Annotated in this window: 15 protein-coding genes and 1 pseudogene; 12 read left to right on the forward strand and 4 right to left on the reverse strand. The window is 73.8% G+C overall.

The features are described 5' to 3' along the window. Window positions 1–69: 69 nt before the first annotated feature. A complete protein-coding gene (locus tag ACF1ED_RS02505; protein WP_391756527.1) occupies window positions 70–843 on the forward strand; it encodes an IclR family transcriptional regulator in 774 nt (257 codons plus the stop codon). 79 nt (window positions 844–922) lie between these two features. Here the strand turns inward: ACF1ED_RS02505 and ACF1ED_RS02510 are convergent, their stop codons facing one another. Next, window positions 923–2,179 carry an ROK family protein gene (locus tag ACF1ED_RS02510; protein ID WP_391756528.1) on the reverse strand — a complete coding sequence of 419 codons (1,257 nt, stop codon included), beginning with the start codon at window positions 2,177–2,179 and terminating at the stop codon, window positions 923–925. Between the two features lie 156 nt (window positions 2,180–2,335). On the opposite strand from ACF1ED_RS02510, the gene ACF1ED_RS02515 reads away from it, so the two are divergent. Genes ACF1ED_RS02515 through dgoD form a run of 5 tightly spaced genes read left to right on the forward strand, consistent with a single transcriptional unit; the run spans window position 2,336 to window position 7,064 of the window. Then, window positions 2,336–3,241 (forward strand): SMP-30/gluconolactonase/LRE family protein, encoded by a 906-nt coding sequence (locus tag ACF1ED_RS02515; RefSeq protein WP_391756529.1) that lies wholly within the window; start codon window positions 2,336–2,338, stop codon window positions 3,239–3,241. Window positions 3,242–3,259: 18 nt separating this feature from the next. Further along, entirely contained in the window at window positions 3,260–3,901 is a 642-nt protein-coding gene (locus ACF1ED_RS02520; protein ID WP_391756530.1) for a bifunctional 4-hydroxy-2-oxoglutarate aldolase/2-dehydro-3-deoxy-phosphogluconate aldolase, read from the forward strand. After that, window positions 3,898–5,115 (forward strand): sugar kinase, encoded by a 1,218-nt coding sequence (locus ACF1ED_RS02525; protein WP_391756531.1) that lies wholly within the window; start codon window positions 3,898–3,900, stop codon window positions 5,113–5,115. Before ACF1ED_RS02520 ends, ACF1ED_RS02525 begins: the two co-directional genes overlap by 4 nt. Window positions 5,116–5,141: 26 nt before the next feature. Next, a complete protein-coding gene (locus tag ACF1ED_RS02530) occupies window positions 5,142–5,894 on the forward strand; it encodes an SDR family NAD(P)-dependent oxidoreductase (protein ID WP_391756532.1) in 753 nt (250 codons plus the stop codon). A gap of 24 nt (window positions 5,895–5,918) precedes the next feature. Further along, complete coding sequence (dgoD, locus tag ACF1ED_RS02535) at window positions 5,919–7,064, forward strand: galactonate dehydratase (protein ID WP_391756533.1); 1,146 nt, start codon at window positions 5,919–5,921, stop codon at window positions 7,062–7,064. Between the two features lie 60 nt (window positions 7,065–7,124). Here dgoD and ACF1ED_RS02540 read toward each other — a convergent pair whose 3' ends face one another. Together ACF1ED_RS02540 and ACF1ED_RS02545 are read right to left on the reverse strand one after the other, a co-directional pair. Continuing rightward, the gene (locus tag ACF1ED_RS02540; RefSeq protein WP_391756534.1) at window positions 7,125–8,705 is read right to left on the reverse strand and encodes an arabinogalactan endo-beta-1,4-galactanase; all 1,581 of its coding nucleotides are present in this window, start codon (window positions 8,703–8,705) and stop codon (window positions 7,125–7,127) included. A 154-nt stretch (window positions 8,706–8,859) separates the two neighbouring features. Continuing rightward, complete coding sequence (locus tag ACF1ED_RS02545) at window positions 8,860–10,881, reverse strand: beta-galactosidase (RefSeq protein ID WP_391756535.1); 2,022 nt, start codon at window positions 10,879–10,881, stop codon at window positions 8,860–8,862. 218 nt (window positions 10,882–11,099) lie between these two features. Between ACF1ED_RS02545 and ACF1ED_RS02550 the strand changes: the two genes are divergently transcribed. The 4 genes from ACF1ED_RS02550 (at window position 11,100) to ACF1ED_RS02565 (ending at window position 15,437) form a co-directional block, all read left to right on the forward strand. Next, window positions 11,100–12,416, forward strand: a complete 1,317-nt coding sequence (locus tag ACF1ED_RS02550; RefSeq protein ID WP_391756536.1) for an ABC transporter substrate-binding protein — start codon at window positions 11,100–11,102, stop codon at window positions 12,414–12,416. Between the two features lie 86 nt (window positions 12,417–12,502). Continuing rightward, window positions 12,503–13,450 (forward strand): carbohydrate ABC transporter permease, encoded by a 948-nt coding sequence (locus ACF1ED_RS02555; RefSeq protein WP_391756802.1) that lies wholly within the window; start codon window positions 12,503–12,505, stop codon window positions 13,448–13,450. Further along, window positions 13,447–14,382, forward strand: coding sequence for a carbohydrate ABC transporter permease (locus ACF1ED_RS02560; protein ID WP_391756537.1), 936 nt, complete (start codon window positions 13,447–13,449; stop codon window positions 14,380–14,382). The genes ACF1ED_RS02555 and ACF1ED_RS02560 overlap by 4 nt, the downstream gene beginning before the upstream one ends. 29 nt (window positions 14,383–14,411) lie before the next feature. Further along, complete coding sequence (locus tag ACF1ED_RS02565) at window positions 14,412–15,437, forward strand: LacI family DNA-binding transcriptional regulator (RefSeq protein WP_391756538.1); 1,026 nt, start codon at window positions 14,412–14,414, stop codon at window positions 15,435–15,437. A 7-nt stretch (window positions 15,438–15,444) separates the two neighbouring features. On the opposite strand, the pseudogene ACF1ED_RS02570 reads toward ACF1ED_RS02565, so the two are convergent. Further along, window positions 15,445–15,971: pseudogene (locus ACF1ED_RS02570) on the reverse strand (LUD domain-containing protein). A 221-nt stretch (window positions 15,972–16,192) separates the two neighbouring features. On the opposite strand from ACF1ED_RS02570, the gene ACF1ED_RS02575 reads away from it, so the two are divergent. Together ACF1ED_RS02575 and ACF1ED_RS02580 are read left to right on the forward strand one after the other, a co-directional pair. Further along, window positions 16,193–16,513, forward strand: a complete 321-nt coding sequence (locus tag ACF1ED_RS02575) for an L-rhamnose mutarotase (protein ID WP_391756539.1) — start codon at window positions 16,193–16,195, stop codon at window positions 16,511–16,513. Window positions 16,514–16,752: 239 nt separating this feature from the next. Then, a complete protein-coding gene (locus ACF1ED_RS02580; protein WP_391756803.1) occupies window positions 16,753–17,763 on the forward strand; it encodes a LacI family DNA-binding transcriptional regulator in 1,011 nt (336 codons plus the stop codon). Window positions 17,764–17,781: the final 18 nt, after the last annotated feature.

The following is a 17,781-nucleotide window of genomic DNA, read 5'->3' on the forward strand; positions in this document are numbered from 1 at the left end:
GCTAGTCTCTGTCCGCGATTTCGGTCGCGGTACGGCATTTCGAACGGCGTGAGGGTGAGGTGGGGGGCCATGGGACGACTCGTACCCGCGGTGACCAGGGCATTCGACATACTGGAGCTGTTCCTCCAGGGGGACGGCACGCTCTCCGCCCCCGAGATCACCCGTAGGCTCGGGCTGCCCCGCACCACCACCCACGAGCTGGTCTCCACGCTCACCGCCCGCAACTACCTCGTCCCGGTGCCGGAACAGCCCGGCCGCTACCGGCTCGGGGTGCGCACCTACCAGCTCGGCAGCCGCTACGCCGAGGGGCTCGACCTCGCCGCGGAGGGGCGGGAGGTCGCCCGCGAGACCGCCGAGACCTGCGGCGAGACCGTCCACGTCGCCCTCCTGGAGGACGCCGACGTCATCTACGTCGCCAAGGTGGACTCCACCCACGCCGTCCGCATGGTGTCGGCGGCCGGCCGGCGGCTGCCCGCCCACTGCACGGCCGTCGGCAAGATGCTCCTCGCGATGCTCCCCGCCGACGAGCTGGACGCGCTCCTCGACGGGCGGGAGCTGACCGGCATGACGCCGCAGAGCATCACCGACCCGGAGGCCCTGCGCGCCGCGCTCGCCGAGATCGCGATCCTCGGGGTCGCCGTCGAGCAGCGCGAGTCCAACCCGGACGTCTCCTGCGTCGCCGCCCCCGTCCGCGACCGCTCCGGCCGGGTCGTCGCCGCGCTCTCCATCTCCGTCCCCGTCATCCGCTGGGACGAGGCCCGCGAGAACGAACTCACCGCCCTCGCCGTACGCGGCGCGGGCGAACTCTCCGCCCGCCTGGGCCACCGCGGCCCGGCGCGCTGACCCGCGGCCGCGGCGGGACGCGTGCCCGTACGGGCGACCGGGCCCGTGCCCGTGCGGGCGTCCGCGCCCGCGCCGGTCCTCAATCACCCGCGCCCGCACCGCCCTTGGCGGCCTTGCGCATCCGGCTCACCGGGCCGAAGACCTCCCGGTCGTCGAGGAAGCCCTCCAGGGCGAAGGTCGCCGCGCCGCGGGTCACCGGGTTGTGCGGGACCGCGCTGCGGCGCAGGGTCGCCGCCCGGTGCGGCAGCGCCAGGGCGTGGTGTCCCACCGCCTCGTACGCGGCCGGCAGCAGGCGCTCGCCGAGCAGGTCGACGACCTGGTTGCCGACCACCACGACCTGGGGGTTGACCAGGTTGACCAGGTTGGCGACGGCGGCGCCGAGGTACCGCCCGGTGCGGCCGATCGCCTCGGCGGCCACAGGATCGCCCGCGTCGGCCGCGCGGGCCAGCGCCGCGACCGTCGCCGCGTCGTCGGGGCCGCTCGCCCGCCCGTCGTCCGGGGCGAGTTCCCGCCAGGTCGCGGCGATCCCGCGCAGCGACACGTACGCCTCCACGCAGCCCCGGTTGCCGCAGGTGCACAGGCGTCCGTCGAGGGCGAGGCAGGTGTGGCCCCACTCGCCCGCGCTGTTGGTGAAGCCCCGGTACAGCTGCCCGCCGATCGCGATGCCCGCGCCGACGCCGGCCCGCAGCGTCAGCACCACCAGGTCGTCGACCTCGCGGCCCGCGCCGAACCACATCTCCGCGACCGTGCTGGCCCGCAGCGGGTTGTCCAGCCACAGCGGCAGCCCGAGCCGCTCGTCGAGCAGGGCCCGCAGCGGCACCTCGTGCCAGGACCAGTACGGCGAGAACGACGACACCCCGCCCTCGCGCTCGACCATGCCCGGCACGCTCACCCCCGCCCCGAGGACCCTCGACCGGTCGGTCCCGGACGCGGCGAGCAGCTCCTCGACGGCCCCGGCGAGCGCGTCGACGACGTCGGCGGGGCGGACGTCCCCCGGTGGCAGGGGGCGCTCCACGGAGTGCCGGACCGTCAGCGCCAGGTCGAAGAGCTCGGCGTGGACCGAGGTCTCGGCGATGTCGACGCCGATCAGCGCGCCCCGCTCCGGGTTCACGGCGAGCCGCGCGCGCGGCCGTCCGCCGCCGGACTCCTCGTGCCCGGCCTCGACGAGGACGCCGGCTTCGAGGAGTTCGGCGGTGAGGTTGGCGACCGTGGCGAAGGAGAGGCCGGTGGCGGCCGCGACGTCCTGCCGGCTCATCGCGCCGGGGCCGGCGTAGACCCGGCGCAGCACCTCGAAGCGGTTGAGGCGGCGAATGTCCTGCGAGGTGCGCCTGATCATCTCTGCTGCTGCCTCCGTCGGTGCGCGGTCGTCGTCCAGGATCTTATTCGAAGGGTTGGAAGAAGACGCGGGAGGGATATTTACAACCGTTAGACGAACCCGTAGTTTTTCTCTCGCCGCCACCTCGCCGCCCCGCCGACACCCAGGAGGAGACCGATGCTCCAGCTCAGCGCCGTGCCCTGCGCCCCCGCCCCCGGCCGCCTGCCCGAAGGCCCCGTCTGGGACGCCGCCCGCCAGGAGCTCCTCTGGGTCGACATCACCGAGGGCCTCGTCCACCGCGCCGCCCTCACCCGGGAGGACGGCCGCACCGACCTGGCGCCCACCGCCGCCCTCCGCTTCGACCGCCCCGTGGGCGCGGCCGTCCCCTGCGCCTCCGGGGCCCTCCTCGTCGCCGCCGGCACCGCCTTCCTCCACCTGGAGGAAGGCCGCGCCCCGTCCGAGGCCGTCGAGCTCGCCGCCCCCGCACTCCCCGGCGACGGCGTCCCCCGCCGGATGAACGACGCCTCCGTCGACCCCTCGGGCCGTCTCCTCGGCGGCACCATGGCCTTCGACGAGCGGCCCGGCGCCGGAGCCCTCTACCGCCTCGACGCCGACGGCCTCACCACCCTCGTCGCCCCCGTCACCATCTCCAACGGCCTCGGCTGGAGCCCCGACGGCACCCTGCTCTACTACGCCGACAGCCCCACCCGCCGCGTCGACGTCTTCGACTACGACCCCGTCACCGGCGCCCTCTCCGGCCGCCGCCCCTTCGCCGTCCTCGACAGCGGCTACCCCGACGGCCTCACCGTCGACGCCGAGGGCAACGTCTGGGTCGCCGTCTGGGGCGGCGGCGAAGTCCTCGCCCTCACCCCCCGGGGCGTCCTCCACGCGCGCGTGGAGCTGCCCGCCTCCCACGTCACCAGCTGCGCCTTCGCCGGCCCCGACCTCGACGTCCTCGTCATCACCACCGCCACCCACGGCCTCTCCGGCGACCGGCTCCGCGCCGAACCCGACGCCGGCCGGCTCTTCGTCTGCCGGCCGGGAGCGACGGGCCTGCCCGCCACCCCGTACGCCGACCGCTGACCCCCTCAGGAACCCACCATGACCAGCCCGTACGACGGGCTGCGCGCCGCCCTGGCCGCCGCCCCCGTCATCGCGATCCTCCGCTCCTCCTCGGCCACCCGCTTCGCCGAGGTCACCGACACCCTCCTCGCCTCCGGCGTCCGCGCCGCCGAGTTCACGCTCACCACCCCCGGAGTGCTCGACGCGCTCCGCGAGTACGCCGCCGACGCCCCGCCCGGGCTCGCCCTCGGCGCCGGCACGGTCACCACCCCCGCCGCCGCCCAGGCCGCCGTCGAGGCCGGCGCCACCTACCTCATCACCCCCGCCACCTGCACCGACGTCATCGCCGAGGCCGTCCGCCTCGACGTGCCGGTGCTGCCCGGCGCGTACACCCCGACCGAGATCCTCACCGCCTGGCGGGCCGGCGCGACCATGGTCAAGCTCTTCCCCGCCGCCACCGGCGGCCCCGAGTACCTCAAGGCCGTCCGCGCACCCCTCCCCGACGTGCCGCTCGTCCCCACCGGCGGCATCGGCGCCGCCGACGCCCCCGCCTACCTCGCCGCGGGCGCCACCGCCCTGGGCATCGGCGGCCCCCTCGTCGGCGACGCCTGCGAGGGCGGCTCCCTCACGGCCCTCACCGAGCGGGCGGCCGCCTTCCTGGACGGGATACGACTCCGATGACACACCCGGCACCGGCCCCCGCCCCCGCACCGGCCCCCGCCCCCGCGCGAGCCGCCGCGCCCCGCCCCGCACCGAGCACCGCCTCCGCGTCCGGCCCCGTACCGAGTCCCGGCCCCGCCTCCGCGCGAGCCGCCGCGCCCGGCCCCGCTGCCGCGTCCGGCCCCGCACCGACCACCGCCCCCGGCCTCGGCCCCGCACGAGCCTCCGCCCCCAGCCCCGTACCGAGCACCGCCCCCGGCCCCGCCTCCGCGTCCACCCCCGCCCCCGCTCCCGCCCCCGCGCTCGTGACGCTCGGTGAGGTCATGGCCGTTGTCGCCGCCACCGGTGCCGGGCCCTTCGCCAACGGCGCCCCGATGCGGCTCGGCTGGGCCGGGGCCGAGGCGACCGTGGCCGTCGGCGTCAGCCGGCTCGGCCACCGCGCCGCCTGGACCGGGCGGGTCGGCGACGACGCCGCCGGCGCCATGGTCCTCGCCGGACTGCGAGCCGAGGGCGTGGACGTCTCCGGCGCCCGCACCGACCCCGACGCCCCCACCGGCCTGATGCTCCGCGAGCGCAGGACCGCCGACCGGCTCCGCGTCACCTACTACCGCTCCGGACTCGCCGGCTCCCGCCTCGCCCCCGCCGACCTCGACGACACCCGGATCACCGGCGCCCGGATCCTCCACGTCACCGGCATCACCCCGGCGCTGAGCGCCACCGCCCGCGCCGCCGTCGAGCACGCCGTCCGCCTCGCGCACGCCGCCGGCGTCACCGTCTCCCTCGACGTCAACCACCGCGAGCGCCTGTGGTCCCGCGCCGAGGCCGCCGAGGTGCTGGGCCGCCTCCTCCCGTACACCGACCTGCTCTTCGCCGGCCTTGAAGAGGCCTCCCTCTTCGTCCCCGAGGGCGCGCCGGAGGAGACGGCCCGCGCCCTCACCCGGCTCGGCCCCGCCGAGGCCGTCGTCAAGCTCGGCGCCGACGGGGCCCTCGCGGTCACCGCCGACGGCGCCCACCGCCAGGCCGCGATCCCCGTCACCGCCGTCGACCCCGTCGGCGCCGGCGACGCCTTCGTCTCCGGCTACCTCGCGGCCCGTCTCGACGGCTCCCCGCTCCCCGAGCGGCTGAGGCTCGCCGCCCTCTGCGGAGCCTTCGCCGTCTCCGTCCCCGGCGACTGGGAGGGCATCCCGCGCCGCACCGAACTCGGTCTCCTGGCCGCCCAGGACATCACCCGCTGACCTCCCCTCCCCGAGAAGGCCCACCCATGAACCGTTTCTCCGGGCAGACCGCCGTCGTCACCGGCGCCGCCTCAGGAATCGGCGCGGCCAGCGCCGCCCGGCTCGCCCGCGAGGGCGCCGCCGTCGTCGTCGCCGACATCGCCGCCTCCGCCGGCGAGGCCGTCGCCGCCCGCATCCGCGAGGAGGGCGGCCGGGCCGCCTACGTCCGCTGCGACGTCTCCTCCGAGGCCGACTGGACCGCGCTGCGCGAGGAGACCCACGAGCGCTTCGGCCCCGTCTCCGTCCTCCACAGCAACGCCTTCACCCACACCCCGGCCGCCGCCCACGAACTCCCCGTCGACGCCTGGGACCGCGAACTCGCCGTCAACCTGCGCTCCCTCTATCTCGCCGCCCGCACCTTCCTCGACGACCTGCGCGCCGAGGGCGGCAGCCTCGTCGCCACCTCCAGCGTCCACGCCGACTTCGGCCTCCCCGGCTATCCCGCCTACGCGGCCTCCAAGGGCGGCATGTGCGCGCTGATCCGCCAGTTCGCCGTCGAGTACGGCCCCGACGTGCGCTTCAACTCCGTGCTGCCCGGCCCGATCCTCACCGACGTCTGGAACGACGTCGACGAGGAGGGCCGACGCCTCTCGGCCGGCGCCACCGCCCTCGCCCGCCTCGGCCGCCCCGAGGAGGTCGCCTCCGCCGTCGCCTTCCTCGCCTCGGCCGACGCCGCCTACATCACCGGCACCAACCTCGTCGTGGACGGCGGCTGGACCGTCAAGAAGGACTCCAAGTGAAGGACCACCAGTGAAGGACCACCAGTGAAGATCACCTCCCTGCGCACCTATCTCGTCGCCCCCCGCTGGTGCTTCCTGCGGATCGACACGGACGAGGGCGTCACCGGCTGGGGCGAGCCCGTCGTCGAGGGCCGTGCCCACACCGTCGCCGCCGCCGTCGAGGAGCTGTCCGACTACCTGGTAGGCCAGGACCCGATGCGGATCGAGGACCACTGGCAGGTCCTCACCAAGGGCGGCTTCTACCGCGGCGGCCCCGTCCTCTCCAGCGCCGTCGCCGGCATCGACCAGGCCCTGTGGGACATCAAGGGCAAGGCCCTCGGCGTCCCCGTCTGGCAGCTCCTCGGCGGCCACGTCCGCGACCGCGTCCGCGTCTACAGCTGGATCGGCGGCGACCGCCCCGACGAGGTCGCCTCCGAGGCCGTCGCCCGGCGGCGCGAGGGCTTCACCGCGATCAAGATGAACGCCTCCGCCCAGCTCCGGCTCATCGACACCCCCGCCGCCACCCAGGCGATCGTGGACCGGGTCGCGTCCATCCGCGAGGCCGTCGGCGACGAGTTCGACATCGCCATCGACTTCCACGGCCGGCTCACCCTCCCCATGGCCCGCCGGGTCCTGCCGCTCCTGGAGCCGTACCTGCCCTTCTTCGTGGAGGAGCCGGTCGTCCCCGAGCTCAGCGACCACATCGGCGAGATCACCCGCTCCACCTCCATCCCCATCGCCACCGGCGAACGCCTCTACTCCCGCTGGGACTTCAAGAAGGTGCTCGGCCAGGGCATCGCCGTCGCCCAGCCGGACCTCTCGCACGCGGGCGGCATCTCCGAGACCCGCCGGATCGCCGCGATGGCGGAGGCGTACGACGTCTCCCTCGCCCCGCACTGCCCGCTCGGCCCCATCGCGCTCGCCTCCTGCCTCCAGGTCGGCTTCGCCACGCCCAACCTGCTCATCCAGGAGCAGAGCCTCGGCATCCACTACAACACCGGCTCCGACCTCCTCGACTACCTCGTCGACCCCTCGGTCTTCCGGTACGAGGACGGTCACGTGGCCCTGCCCACCGGGCCCGGCCTCGGCATCGAGGTCGACGCGAAGGCCGTCGAGCGGGCCGCCGAGACCGGCCACCGCTGGCGCAACCCGGCCTGGCGCCGCGACGACGGCTCCCTGGCGGAGTGGTAGCCCACGGCACGGGAAAGGGCCGGACCCCCGAGGGGGCCCGGCCCTTCACGGCGTGCCGGGTCAGCGGTGGGCGAACCAGCCCGCCGCCGGCAGCAGCCGGCTGTCGTAGTCGAACAGCGCCTGGTTCTCCCAGGCGTTGCCGGACGACGGGTCCGTCGGGTCCCAGCCGTTGCCGGCGACCGCGGTCCAGGCCGGCTCCCAGTAGACGACGCCGAGGCCCCGGCCGCCCGGGACGGCCTCCACCACGTTCATCACGTCACGGAGCCACGCCGCCTGCCCGGACGGCGACGCCGGGTAGCCGGAGACCAGCTCCGAGGACAGGTCGATGATGTTCTCGTGCGCGTCCTCGCTGTCCAGCCGGAAGGGGTACGCCGTCTCCGCCACCATCACCTTCTTGCCGTAACGGGCCGAGACGTCGTCCAGGTTGGCCTGGAGCGAGGACAGCGCCCCGTGCCAGTAGCCGTAGAAGGACAGCGCGATCACGTCGTAACTCACGCCCTGCGCCTTGGCGTTGTCGAACCAGGTGCGGTACAGCGCGTTGTCGCCGCCGTTGGCGAGGTGCAGCGCGATCTGGGTGGACGGGGAGACCGCCTTCGCCGCCGAGATCCCGGAGTTCAGCAGTCCGGCGAGCTGCGTCCAGTTCGACGTCGAGCCCTCCGGCCACAGCATGCCGGTGTTGATCTCGTTGCCGATCTGCACCATGTCGGCCGTGGTGCCCTGCGCCTTGAGCGCGTTCAGGACGTCGTACGTGTGGTCGTACACGTCCGTCCTGAGCTGGGCGTACGAGTGCCCGGCCCACGCCGCCGGCTTGGACTGCGCGCCCGGGTCGGCCCAGACGTCCGAGTAGTGGAAGTCGACGAGCAGCTTCATGCCCTGCGCCTTGACGCGCTTGGCGGTGGCGAGGACCTGCGCCTTGGTGTTGTAGCCGTCGGCCGGGTTCACCCACACCTTCAGACGGCCGTAGTTGGCGCCCGCGCCCTTGAGGAGCGCGACCGGGTCGCCGGCCGTCCCCAAGGCGTTCTTGTACGTGGCGCCGAAGTCCTCGTTCTTCTTGAGCGCGGAGAGGTCCACGCCCTTCACCGTCAGCCCGGTGGATCCGGGGGTGAAGGTCAGGTCGTCGACGTTCAGCCAGTTGCCCGCCTTGGCGTCCGAGTTGACGCTGACCGTGCAGCCGCCGCCGACCACCTTGACCGAGGTGACGACCCTTATCCACGAGCTGGTCGTGACCGGCAGGTCGGTGCGCTGCTCGGCGGAGCCGCAGTTGCGCAGGGCGAGGTAGGCCGCGTTCTGGCCGCCGCCCGAGCGCACCCAGGCGCTCAGCGTGTAGGTGCCGTCGGCGAGCCCGCTGAGGTACTGGTACGTCTCGACCTTGTAGGCGGACGAGGACCAGTGCGAGAGGCGGTGGCCGCCGCCGCGGCCGCCCGCCTCGGTGAAGGAGGCGGCGTTCTGGCCGGCGGCCGAGTAGGTCGACCAGCCGGACGGCGTGGCCGTACCGGTGCCGTCGGCCTCGAAGCCGGTGTTGGTGAGCGTGCTCGCGGCCGCGGCCGGCCGCGCGGGCAGCGGGGCGAGCAGCAGGCCCGCGCCGAGCGCGGTGGCGAGTGCGGCGGAGCGGAGCCGGAAACGGCTTCTGACGGTGCGCATCGTCGAGTCCCTTCGACGGTGACGGACGGGGGAGTGGTGGTGCGGTGGCGCTGTTCCTCGGGGACGGTGCTTCGGGTGGTGCGGCTCACCCGGGGGCGGCGCAGCGGGTGCGGGCCGCCCCCGGGGAGATCGGGGGGAGCGGGGCGGGCGGGCGTCAGCCGTCGAGGCGGACGACGCGCACGGCTCCGGCCGGGACGGTGAGCGGGCCGCTCACGCGTCCGCCGTCCAACAGCTCCGTGCCGGTGCCGTCCAGCGGGACCTTCGCGTCCTCGGCGGTGTGGTTGAGCACGAAGACGTAGTGGCCGTTCGCGCCCGCGCGGCGCACGACCTCCACGTCGCGGGGGAGCGCGGTCCGGCCGGGCACCCCGGCGTCGTCGCAGGCCGCCGCCACGATCGCGTCCAGCGAGGCCGCGTCGAGGCGGGTGGAGACGTACCAGGCGGTGCCCCGGCCGAGCCGGTGCCGGGTGACGGCGGGCCCGCCGGCGGCCGGCCCGTCCGCGTAGGTCCAGACGGTCTCGGCGCCGCGCGGCCGGACGAACTCGGTCCACACGTCGCCGGTGAGCGCGGCGCCGCCCGGCCCGGTGAGGCCGACCCGCTGGTGGTCCAGGAGCGGCGACCACTCGTCGACGGTGAGGCCGAGGACGTCCCGCAGGGCGCCCGGGTAGGCGCCGGGGTGGACGGCGTCGTGCTCGTCGACGATCCCGGAGAAGTAGGAGACGACCAGGGTGCCGCCGTTTTCCACGTACTCCCGCAGGTTCTGCCCCGCGGCCTCGGTCATCAGGTAGAGGGCCGGGACGACGACCAGCGGGTAGGCCGACAGGTCGGCCTCGGGGTGGGCGAAGTCCACCGTGAGGTGCCGGTCGTAGAGGGTCTCGTAGAAGCTGTCGGCGCGCTCGCGGGCGTCGTGCGCCTCGTTCGGCCGCCACTCCAGCTTCTGCGCCCACCAGGACTGCCAGTCCCACAGCACGGCGACGTCGGGGACGGTCCGGCTGCCCCGGATCTCCTCCAGCGCGCCGAGTCCGGCGCCCAGTTCGACGACCTCGCGCCAGATCCGGGTGTCGGTGCCGCCGTGCGGGACCATCGCCGAGTGGAACTTCTCGGCGCCGCGCCGGGACTGCCGCCACTGGAAGAACATGGCGCCCTCGGAGCCCCGGGCGACGTGCGCGAGGGAGTTGCGGGCCATCTCGCCGGGGCGCTTGGCCGGGTTGCGGGGCTGCCAGTTCACGCCCGAGGTGGAGTGCTCCAGGAGCAGCCAGGGGGCGCCGCCGGCGACGGAGCGGGTGAGGTCAGCGGCCATCGCGAGGTTCACGTGGGTGCGCCGGCCGTCGGTGATCAGGTAGTGGTCGTTGGTGACGAGGTCGACCTCGCGGCCCCAGGCCCAGTAGTCGATCGAGTCGCACTGGCTGAGCGCGGTCATGAAGTTGGTGGTGACCGGGATCCCCGGGGACATCGCGTGGAGGAGGTCCCGCTCGGCGCGGAAGTTCTCGCGGATGGTGGCGTCGGCGAAGCGGCGGTAGTCGAGCTGCTGGGCCGGGTTGCCGACGGTCGGGGTGGTGCGGGGCGGCAGGATCTCCTCGTACGTGCCGTACCGCTGGCCCCAGAAGGCGGTGCCCCACGCCTCGTTGACGGCCTCGACGGAGCCGTACGTGCGGTCCAGCCAGCGCCGGAAGTGGGCGGCGCAGCCGTCGCAGTAGCAGGCGCTGACGGGGACGCCGTACTCGTTGTGGACGTGCCAGAGCGCGAGGGCCGGATGGGCGGCGTAGCGGCGGGCCAGCTCGGTGGTGATCCGGGCGGCGGCCTCGCGGTAGGCGGGGGAGCTGTGGCAGATCGCGCCGCGCGAGCCGTACGTGAGGCGGACGCCGTCGGCGGTGACGGGCAGCGCCTCGGGGTGGGCGCGGTAGAACCAGGCGGGCGGGGCGACGGTGGGGGTGCCGAGGTCGGCCCGGATGCCGTGCGCGTGCAGCAGGTCGAGGACCCGGTCGAGCCAGCCGAAGTCGTACCGGCCCGGCTCGGGCTCCAGGAGCGCCCAGGAGAAGATCCCGACACTCACCATGGTGACGCCGGCCTCCTGCATCAGCCGGACGTCCTCCTGCCAGACGCTTTCCGGCCATTGTTCGGGGTTGTAGTCCCCGCCGAACGCGAGCCGGGTCAGGCCCTTGGGGGTCGTCGCTGACATGAGTCTCTCCTGAGCGCCTGTGGTGTGGGAAGGGGATGTTCGTTTGCCGTGGCTGTGAACGTACACACATCCGGTTTCGATGTGGCAACGCAACATAACCGCACAGGAACAACCATTGACAAGTGTCCAGAACGTTTCTCTACTGTGAACGCTCACAGATGCATGGTCGGCCTCTCCGTCCGATGGAGAGGCCCCTTTCGGTCAGGGAGAACCCACCCATGCCCCAGATCACGCGCCGCAGCCTCGCCGCCGCCACCGCCGTCCTCCTCGGCGCCACCGCGCTCACCGCCTGTGGATCCGACTCCGGCGACGGGGCGGGCGCCGAGTCCGGCCCCGTCAAGCTCACCTACTGGGCCTGGGCGCCCGGCATGGACAAGGTCGCCGCCCTCTGGAACGCCAAGCACCCCGAGACCCAGGTCACGGTGCAGAAGCAGGCCTCCGGCGACGACCTCGTCACCAAGATCATCACGGCGGCCAAGGCCCACAAGGGCCCGGACCTCGTCCAGGCCGAGTACCAGGCCCTGCCGACCCTCGTCAGCAACGACGCCCTCGCCGACATAGCCAAGGAGGTCCAGGGCGTCGAGAAGCAGTTCGCCCCCGGCGTCTGGCAGCAGACCACCCTGGGCGGCGACGCCGTCTACGCCCTCCCCCAGGACTCCGGCCCGCTGATGTTCTTCTACCGCGAGGACCTCTTCGAGCAGTACGGCCTCACCGTCCCCACCACCTGGGACGAGTTCGCCGAGACCGCCCGCGCCCTGAAGAAGAAGGACCCCAAGAAGGCCCTGACCACCTTCTCCGCCAACGACTCCGGCCTCTTCGCCGGCCTCTCCCAGCAGGCCGGCGCGAAGTGGTGGACCTTCGAGGGCGACAACTGGAAGGTCGGCATCGACGACGCCGCCACCCAGAAGGTCACCGACTTCTGGGGCGGCCTGGTCGCCGAGGGCGCCATCGACAACCAGCCCATGTACACCCCCGCCTGGAACAAGGCCCTCAACACCGGCGAGCAGCTCGCCTGGGTCTCCGCCGTCTGGGCCCCCGGCACCCTCGGCACCGCCGCCCCCGACACCAAGGGCAAGTGGGCCATGGCCCCCCTCCCGCAGTGGACCAAGGGCGAGAACGCCACCGGCAGCTGGGGCGGCTCCTCCACCGCCGTCACCAGCGACTCGAAGCACAAGGAAGCCGCCGCGAAGTTCGCCACCTGGCTGAACACCGACCCCGAGGCGCTGACCGCCCTCGTCAAGGAGAGCGGCATCTACCCCGCCGCCACCGCCGCCCAGACCAGCGGCGCCCTCGCCAAGGCCCCCGACTACTTCGCCAACCAGCCCGACTTCTACACCAAGGCCGCCGAGATCGCGAAGACCACCGCCCCCGCCGCCTGGGGCCCCAACGTCAACGTCGCCTACACCGCCTTCAAGGACGAGTTCGGCAAGGCCGCCAAGGCCAGGACCGGGGCCGCCTTCGGCACCGCCCTGACCAAGGTCCAGGACACCACGGTCGCCGACCTGGAGAAGCAGGGCTTCGGAGTCGCCAAGTGACGCAGCCCCCCAAGGGCGCGCGCCGGTCGTACGGGGTCAAGACGGCCCCGTACGCCCACCCGTCGCCCACCACCACCCCCGAACGAGTGCGAAGCGCCCCCCGTTTCTTCCACCCGACGCCCACCACCGCCCCCGAACGAGCGCGAAGCGCCCCCTACTTCTTCCTCCTCCCCGCCGCCGTCCTCTTCCTCCTCTTCTTCGCCCTGCCCATCGGCTACGCCGTCTGGCTCAGCTTCCACAAGGTCCAGATCAAGGGGCTCGGCCTCGGCAAGGGAGCCAAGTCCGAGGTCTGGGCCGGCCTGGAGAACTACGCCTCCGCCCTCACCGACTCCGAGTTCCTCGCCAGCGCCCTGCGCGTCCTCGGCTACGGCGCCCTCGTCGTCCCCGTGATGCTCGGCCTCGCCCTCCTCTTCGCGCTCCTGCTCGACTCAGAGCGCGTCCGGGGCCGCTCCTTCGCCCGGCTGGCGATCTTCCTGCCGTACGCCGTCCCCGGCGTCATCGCCGCCGTCCTCTGGGGCTTCCTCTACCTCCCCGACGTCAGCCCCTTCCACTTCCTCCTGGAGAAGGCGGGCCTCCCGCAGCCCGACCTCATGGACGGCGGACCCCTCTACCTCGCGATGTCCAACATCGCGGTCTGGGGCGGCACCGGCTTCAACATGATCGTCATCTACACCTCGCTGCGCTCCCTGCCCACCGAGGTCTTCGAGGCGGCCAAGCTCGACGGCTGCTCCGAACTCCAGATCGCGCTCCGCATCAAGATCCCGATGGTGGTGCCCTCCCTCGTCCTCACCTTCTTCTTCTCGATCATCGCCACCCTCCAGGTCTTCAACGAGCCCATGACGCTCAAGCCGCTCACCAACGGCATCCCCTCCACCTGGAGCCCCCTGATGAAGGTCTACAACGACGCGTTCACCGGCGGGAACATCCACGCGGCCTCCGCCACGGCCGTCGTCCTCGCCCTCGCCACCTTCGCGCTCTCCTTCGCCCTCCTCAGGATCTCCAACCGCCGCACCACGCAAGGAGCCGGCCGATGACCGGTCACGCCACCCCGGCGCTCCGCAAGGCGCCCCCCGCAGCCGGCACCGCCCCCGGCACCGCACAGGCCCCGCCGGCCCCCGGCGCGGGAGGCCCCGCCCCCCGCCGCACCGCCCTGCTGCCCACCGCGGCCCTGATCCTCGGCGCCCTCTACTGCCTGCTCCCGGTCGCCTGGGTCGTCGTCGCCGCCACCAAGGCCGACGACGAACTCTTCTCCACCTTCACCTTCCTGCCCGGCAGCGGCCTCGCCGACAACCTCGGCGAACTCACCGCCTACCGCGACGGCATCTACTGGAAGTGGATGGGCAACTCCGTCCTCTACGCCGGCCTCGGCGCCCTCCTGTCGACCGTCGTCTCCGCCTTCGCCGGCTACGCCCTCGCCGTCTACCGCTTCCGCGGCCGCGAGCTCTTCTTCAACGTCATGCTCACCGGCGTGCTCATGCCCCCGGTCATCCTCGCCATCCCGCAGTACCTCCTCATGGCCGAGGCCGACCTCACCGACAGCTACGTCTCCGTGCTGCTGCCGCTGATCCTCTCCCCGTACGGCGTCTACCTCGGCCGCATCTACGCCGAGGCCGCCATCCCCGCCGAGCTCGTCGAGGCGGGCCGCGTGGACGGCGCCGGAGAGTGGCGGATCTTCACCCGGATCGCCGTGCCCATGCTCGGCCCCGGCCTGGTGACGATCTTCCTCTTCCAGTTCGTCGCCATCTGGAACAACTTCCTGCTGCCGTTCATCATGCTCGGCGACGACGAGAAGTTCCCCATGACCGTGGGCCTGTTCACCCTCCTCAAGCAGGGCGCGAGCCAGCCCGCCCTCTACACCCTGGTGATCACCGGCGCGCTGCTCGCCGTCGTCCCGCTGATCGCCCTCTTCCTCGTCATCCAGCGGTTCTGGAGCCTCGACCTGCTGTCCGGCGCCGTAAAGTCCTGAACACAGGGGAACGAGGGGAAACACACAGCATGAGCACAGCAGCGAGCAGGCGCCGCCCCGCGACCATCCACGACGTGGCCCGCGAGGCCGGCGTCTCGCGCGGCACCGTCTCCCGCGTCCTCAACGGCGGCCACTACGTCAGCCCCGCGGCCAAGGCGGCCGTCGACGCCGCGATCCGCAGAACGGGGTACGTCGTCAACCGGCACGCCCGCTCGCTGATCACCGGCAAGTCCGACTCCGTCGCCTTCCTCCTCACCGAGCCGCAGGAGCGCTTCTTCGAGGACCCCAACTTCAACGTCCTCCTGCGCGCCTGCACCCAGGCCCTCGCCGACCGCGACATCCCCCTGATCCTGATGATCGCCGGCACCGAGGACGAACGCCGCCGCAACCTCCGCTACATCGAGGCCGGCCACGTCGACGGCGTCCTCCTCGTCTCCAGCCACTCCGGCGACCCCGTCGTCGCCCGGCTGCACGAGGCCGGCGTGCCCGTCGTCGCCTGCGGCAAGCCGCTCGGCCAGACCACCCGCATCGGATACGTCGCCGCCGACGACCGCGACGGCGCCCGCGAGATGGTCCGCCACCTGCACGACACCGGCCGCCGCCGCATCGCCACCGTCACCGGCCCGCTCGACACCCCCGGCGGCGTCGAACGCCTCGCCGGCTACCGCGAGACCCTCGCCGCCTGCGGCCTGCCCGCCGACGACGCCCTCGTCGTCACCGGCGACTACAGCCGCGCCAGCGGCGCCGAGGCCGCCCGCACCCTCCTGGAGCGGGCCCCCGACGTCGACGCCGTCTTCGTCGCCTCCGACCTGATGGCCCAGGGCGTCCTCGACGCCCTCGCCCGGGCCGGCAAGCGCGTCCCCGAGGACATCGCCGTCGGCGGCTTCGACGACTCCCCGGCCGCCCTCTCCTCCCAGCCGCCGCTCACCACCATCCGGCAGCCCTGGGACCGGATCAGCGCCGAGATGGTCCGCACCCTCCTCGCCCGGATAGCGGGCGAGGACCCGGCGACCGTCATCCTCCCCACCGAACTGGTGATCCGCGGGTCCGCCTGAACGCCCCTCAGCACGGGCCCCGGACCAGGACGACCTCCAGGGTCCGGGGCCCGTGCGCGCCCTCCACCCGGCCCAGTCCGATGTCACCCGTCGCCGAAGGCCCCGAGATCCAGGTCAGCGACCGCCGCGGGTCGAGCCGCGGCGTCGCCTCCGGCACGGAGGCGACGGCCTGGTCCTCGCGGACGGCGCACACGTGCGGGTCCGGCACGAGGGTGAGGGCGCGCCGCCCCTGCCCCGGGCCGCCGTCGGGGACGATCGCCCCCGTCTCGGCGACGGCCGGCGCGCACCCCGCGCCCCGTGCTCCTCCAGCAGCCGCGCGATCAGGGCGATCAGCGCGGGCAGTCCGGCCCCGTCGGCGCGGTGGACGCGGACCCGGTGGCCGGCGAGGTTCTCGTGCGGCAGGCCGAGGACGGCGTCCGGGCCGTCCGGGGCACGGCGGGCGAGGTACGCGCGACACCTCCGGCGCCTCGGGGCGTCCGCGGCGGCGGACCGGATCCGGACGGCACCGTCGCCCCGCGGCTCGTGGTGTCGCAGGGGCCGCGTCCGCGCGACCGGCCGACGCACGGACGCCAGGTCACCGGCGCGGCCGACACCGCTTGATAAATCGATTCAATTCCTTCGGAATCCGGTCTGCGCCCGAGGAGTCGTCAAGGTTCTTGACCACCAGGACGGCAAAGACCTAGCGTCCAGGGGTGAAGGATGTGAAACATTTCATTCCCGCCGGGATCTCGCCGGCCCCTAACCGAGGAGCCGCCGTGCAGCGGGTCTGCTTCCTGCTGAAGGTCCGCGCCGAACGGGCCGAGGAGTACCGGCTCCGCCACGCCGAGGTGTGGCAGGAGATGCGCGACGCGCTCACCGCCACCGGCTGGCGCAACTACTCGCTCTTCCTCCGCGAGGACGGCCTCCTCGTCGGCTACCTGGAGACCGACGACTTCGCACGGGCCAGGGCGGCCATGGACGCCACCGACGTCAACGCCCGCTGGCAGGCGGAGATGGGCGGCTTCTTCGAGGAACTGGACGGCCGCCGGCCGGACGAGGCGATGCGCCCGCTGACCGAGGTCTTCCACCTCGCGTGAGCGGGGCCGCATAGGATGCGACAGGTGGCGGCGCCCCCGGACGGACGGGGCGGGACGGGCAGGACGGACGACCAGGTGGCACGCAGGTGGAACGGGTGACGGGCACCGCGCGCGACGCCGGGGGCGGACGCGACGGCGCCCGTACGGACCGGCGGTCCGGGACCGCCGGGGCCGGACCCGCGGCGACGGCCACCGGGACGTCCGCGGCCGGCGGCGCCGAACGGCCCCCCGGCGGCAGGATCGTCGGCATCAAGGACGTGGCCCGCGAGGCCGGCGTCTCCGTCGGCACCGTCTCCAACGTGATCAACCAGCCGGAGCGGGTCTCCCCGGCGACCCTGGAACACGTCCGCCGCGTCATCGACCGGCTCGGCTACGTGCGCAGCGAGTCCGCCCGCCAGCTGCGGGCCGGCCGCAGCCGGATCATGGCCCTGCTCGTCCTCGACATGGGCAACCCCTTCTTCGTCGACATCGCGCGCGGCGCCGAGCGCACCGCCCGCGCGGCCGGCCTCGGCGTCATGGTCTGCAACAGCGACCAGAACCCCGGCGACGAGGCCGACTACCTCTCCCTCTTCGCCGAGCAGCGGGTCCGCGGCGTCCTCGTCACCCCCGCCGACGCCGACGGCGGCAACCTCCGCGACTTCCGCCGCCACGGCATCCCCTACGTCCTGGTCGACCGGGTCGGCGGGGACGGCGGCGGCTGCTCGGTCTCCGTGGACGACGTCGTCGGCGGCTCGCTCGCCGTCCGCCACCTCGCCGCCACCGGCCACCGCACCTTCGCCTACGTCAGCGGCCCCGCCCACCTCCAGCAGGTGCGGGACCGCCGGGAGGGCGCGCTGCTCGCCCTCGCCGAGGCCGGACTGCCCGCCACCGCCCTCAGGGAGCTTCCGGCGGACCGGCTCGACGTCGCCTCCGGCCGGGACGCCGGCTCCCGGCTGCTCGGCCTCGCCGACCGCCCGACCGCCGTCTTCTGCGCCAACGACCTGCTGGCCCTCGGCGTCCTCCAGGCGCTGTACGCCGCCGGCGTGCGGGTCCCCGAGGACATGGCGATCGTCGGCTACGACGACATCGAGTTCGCGGCCGCCGCCACCGTGCCGCTCACCTCCGTGCGGCAGCCGGCCCTGACCCTCGGGGCCCGGGCCGCCGAACTGCTCCTGGAGGAGACGGGCGCGGCGGCGGCGGACCACCGGCACCAGCAGGTGGTGCTCCAGCCGGAGCTGGTCGTCCGCCGCTCCACCCTCACCACCCGCTGACGCCCCCTCGGGGGGCGC

Source organism: Streptomyces sp. NPDC014656 (genome assembly GCF_043084305.1).
Classification (GTDB): Bacteria; Actinomycetota; Actinomycetes; order Streptomycetales; family Streptomycetaceae; genus Streptomyces.

Coding starts and splice junctions, on each gene's coding strand:
- ACF1ED_RS02505 (WP_391756527.1), top strand. CDS start 70: ATGGGACGACTCGTACCCGCGGTGACCAGGGCATTCGACATACTGGAG.
- ACF1ED_RS02510 (WP_391756528.1), bottom strand. CDS start 2,179: ATGATCAGGCGCACCTCGCAGGACATTCGCCGCCTCAACCGCTTCGAG.
- ACF1ED_RS02515 (WP_391756529.1), top strand. CDS start 2,336: ATGCTCCAGCTCAGCGCCGTGCCCTGCGCCCCCGCCCCCGGCCGCCTG.
- ACF1ED_RS02520 (WP_391756530.1), top strand. CDS start 3,260: ATGACCAGCCCGTACGACGGGCTGCGCGCCGCCCTGGCCGCCGCCCCC.
- ACF1ED_RS02525 (WP_391756531.1), top strand. CDS start 3,898: ATGACACACCCGGCACCGGCCCCCGCCCCCGCACCGGCCCCCGCCCCC.
- ACF1ED_RS02530 (WP_391756532.1), top strand. CDS start 5,142: ATGAACCGTTTCTCCGGGCAGACCGCCGTCGTCACCGGCGCCGCCTCA.
- ACF1ED_RS02540 (WP_391756534.1), bottom strand. CDS start 8,705: ATGCGCACCGTCAGAAGCCGTTTCCGGCTCCGCTCCGCCGCACTCGCC.
- ACF1ED_RS02545 (WP_391756535.1), bottom strand. CDS start 10,881: ATGTCAGCGACGACCCCCAAGGGCCTGACCCGGCTCGCGTTCGGCGGG.
- ACF1ED_RS02550 (WP_391756536.1), top strand. CDS start 11,100: ATGCCCCAGATCACGCGCCGCAGCCTCGCCGCCGCCACCGCCGTCCTC.
- ACF1ED_RS02560 (WP_391756537.1), top strand. CDS start 13,447: ATGACCGGTCACGCCACCCCGGCGCTCCGCAAGGCGCCCCCCGCAGCC.
- ACF1ED_RS02565 (WP_391756538.1), top strand. CDS start 14,412: ATGAGCACAGCAGCGAGCAGGCGCCGCCCCGCGACCATCCACGACGTG.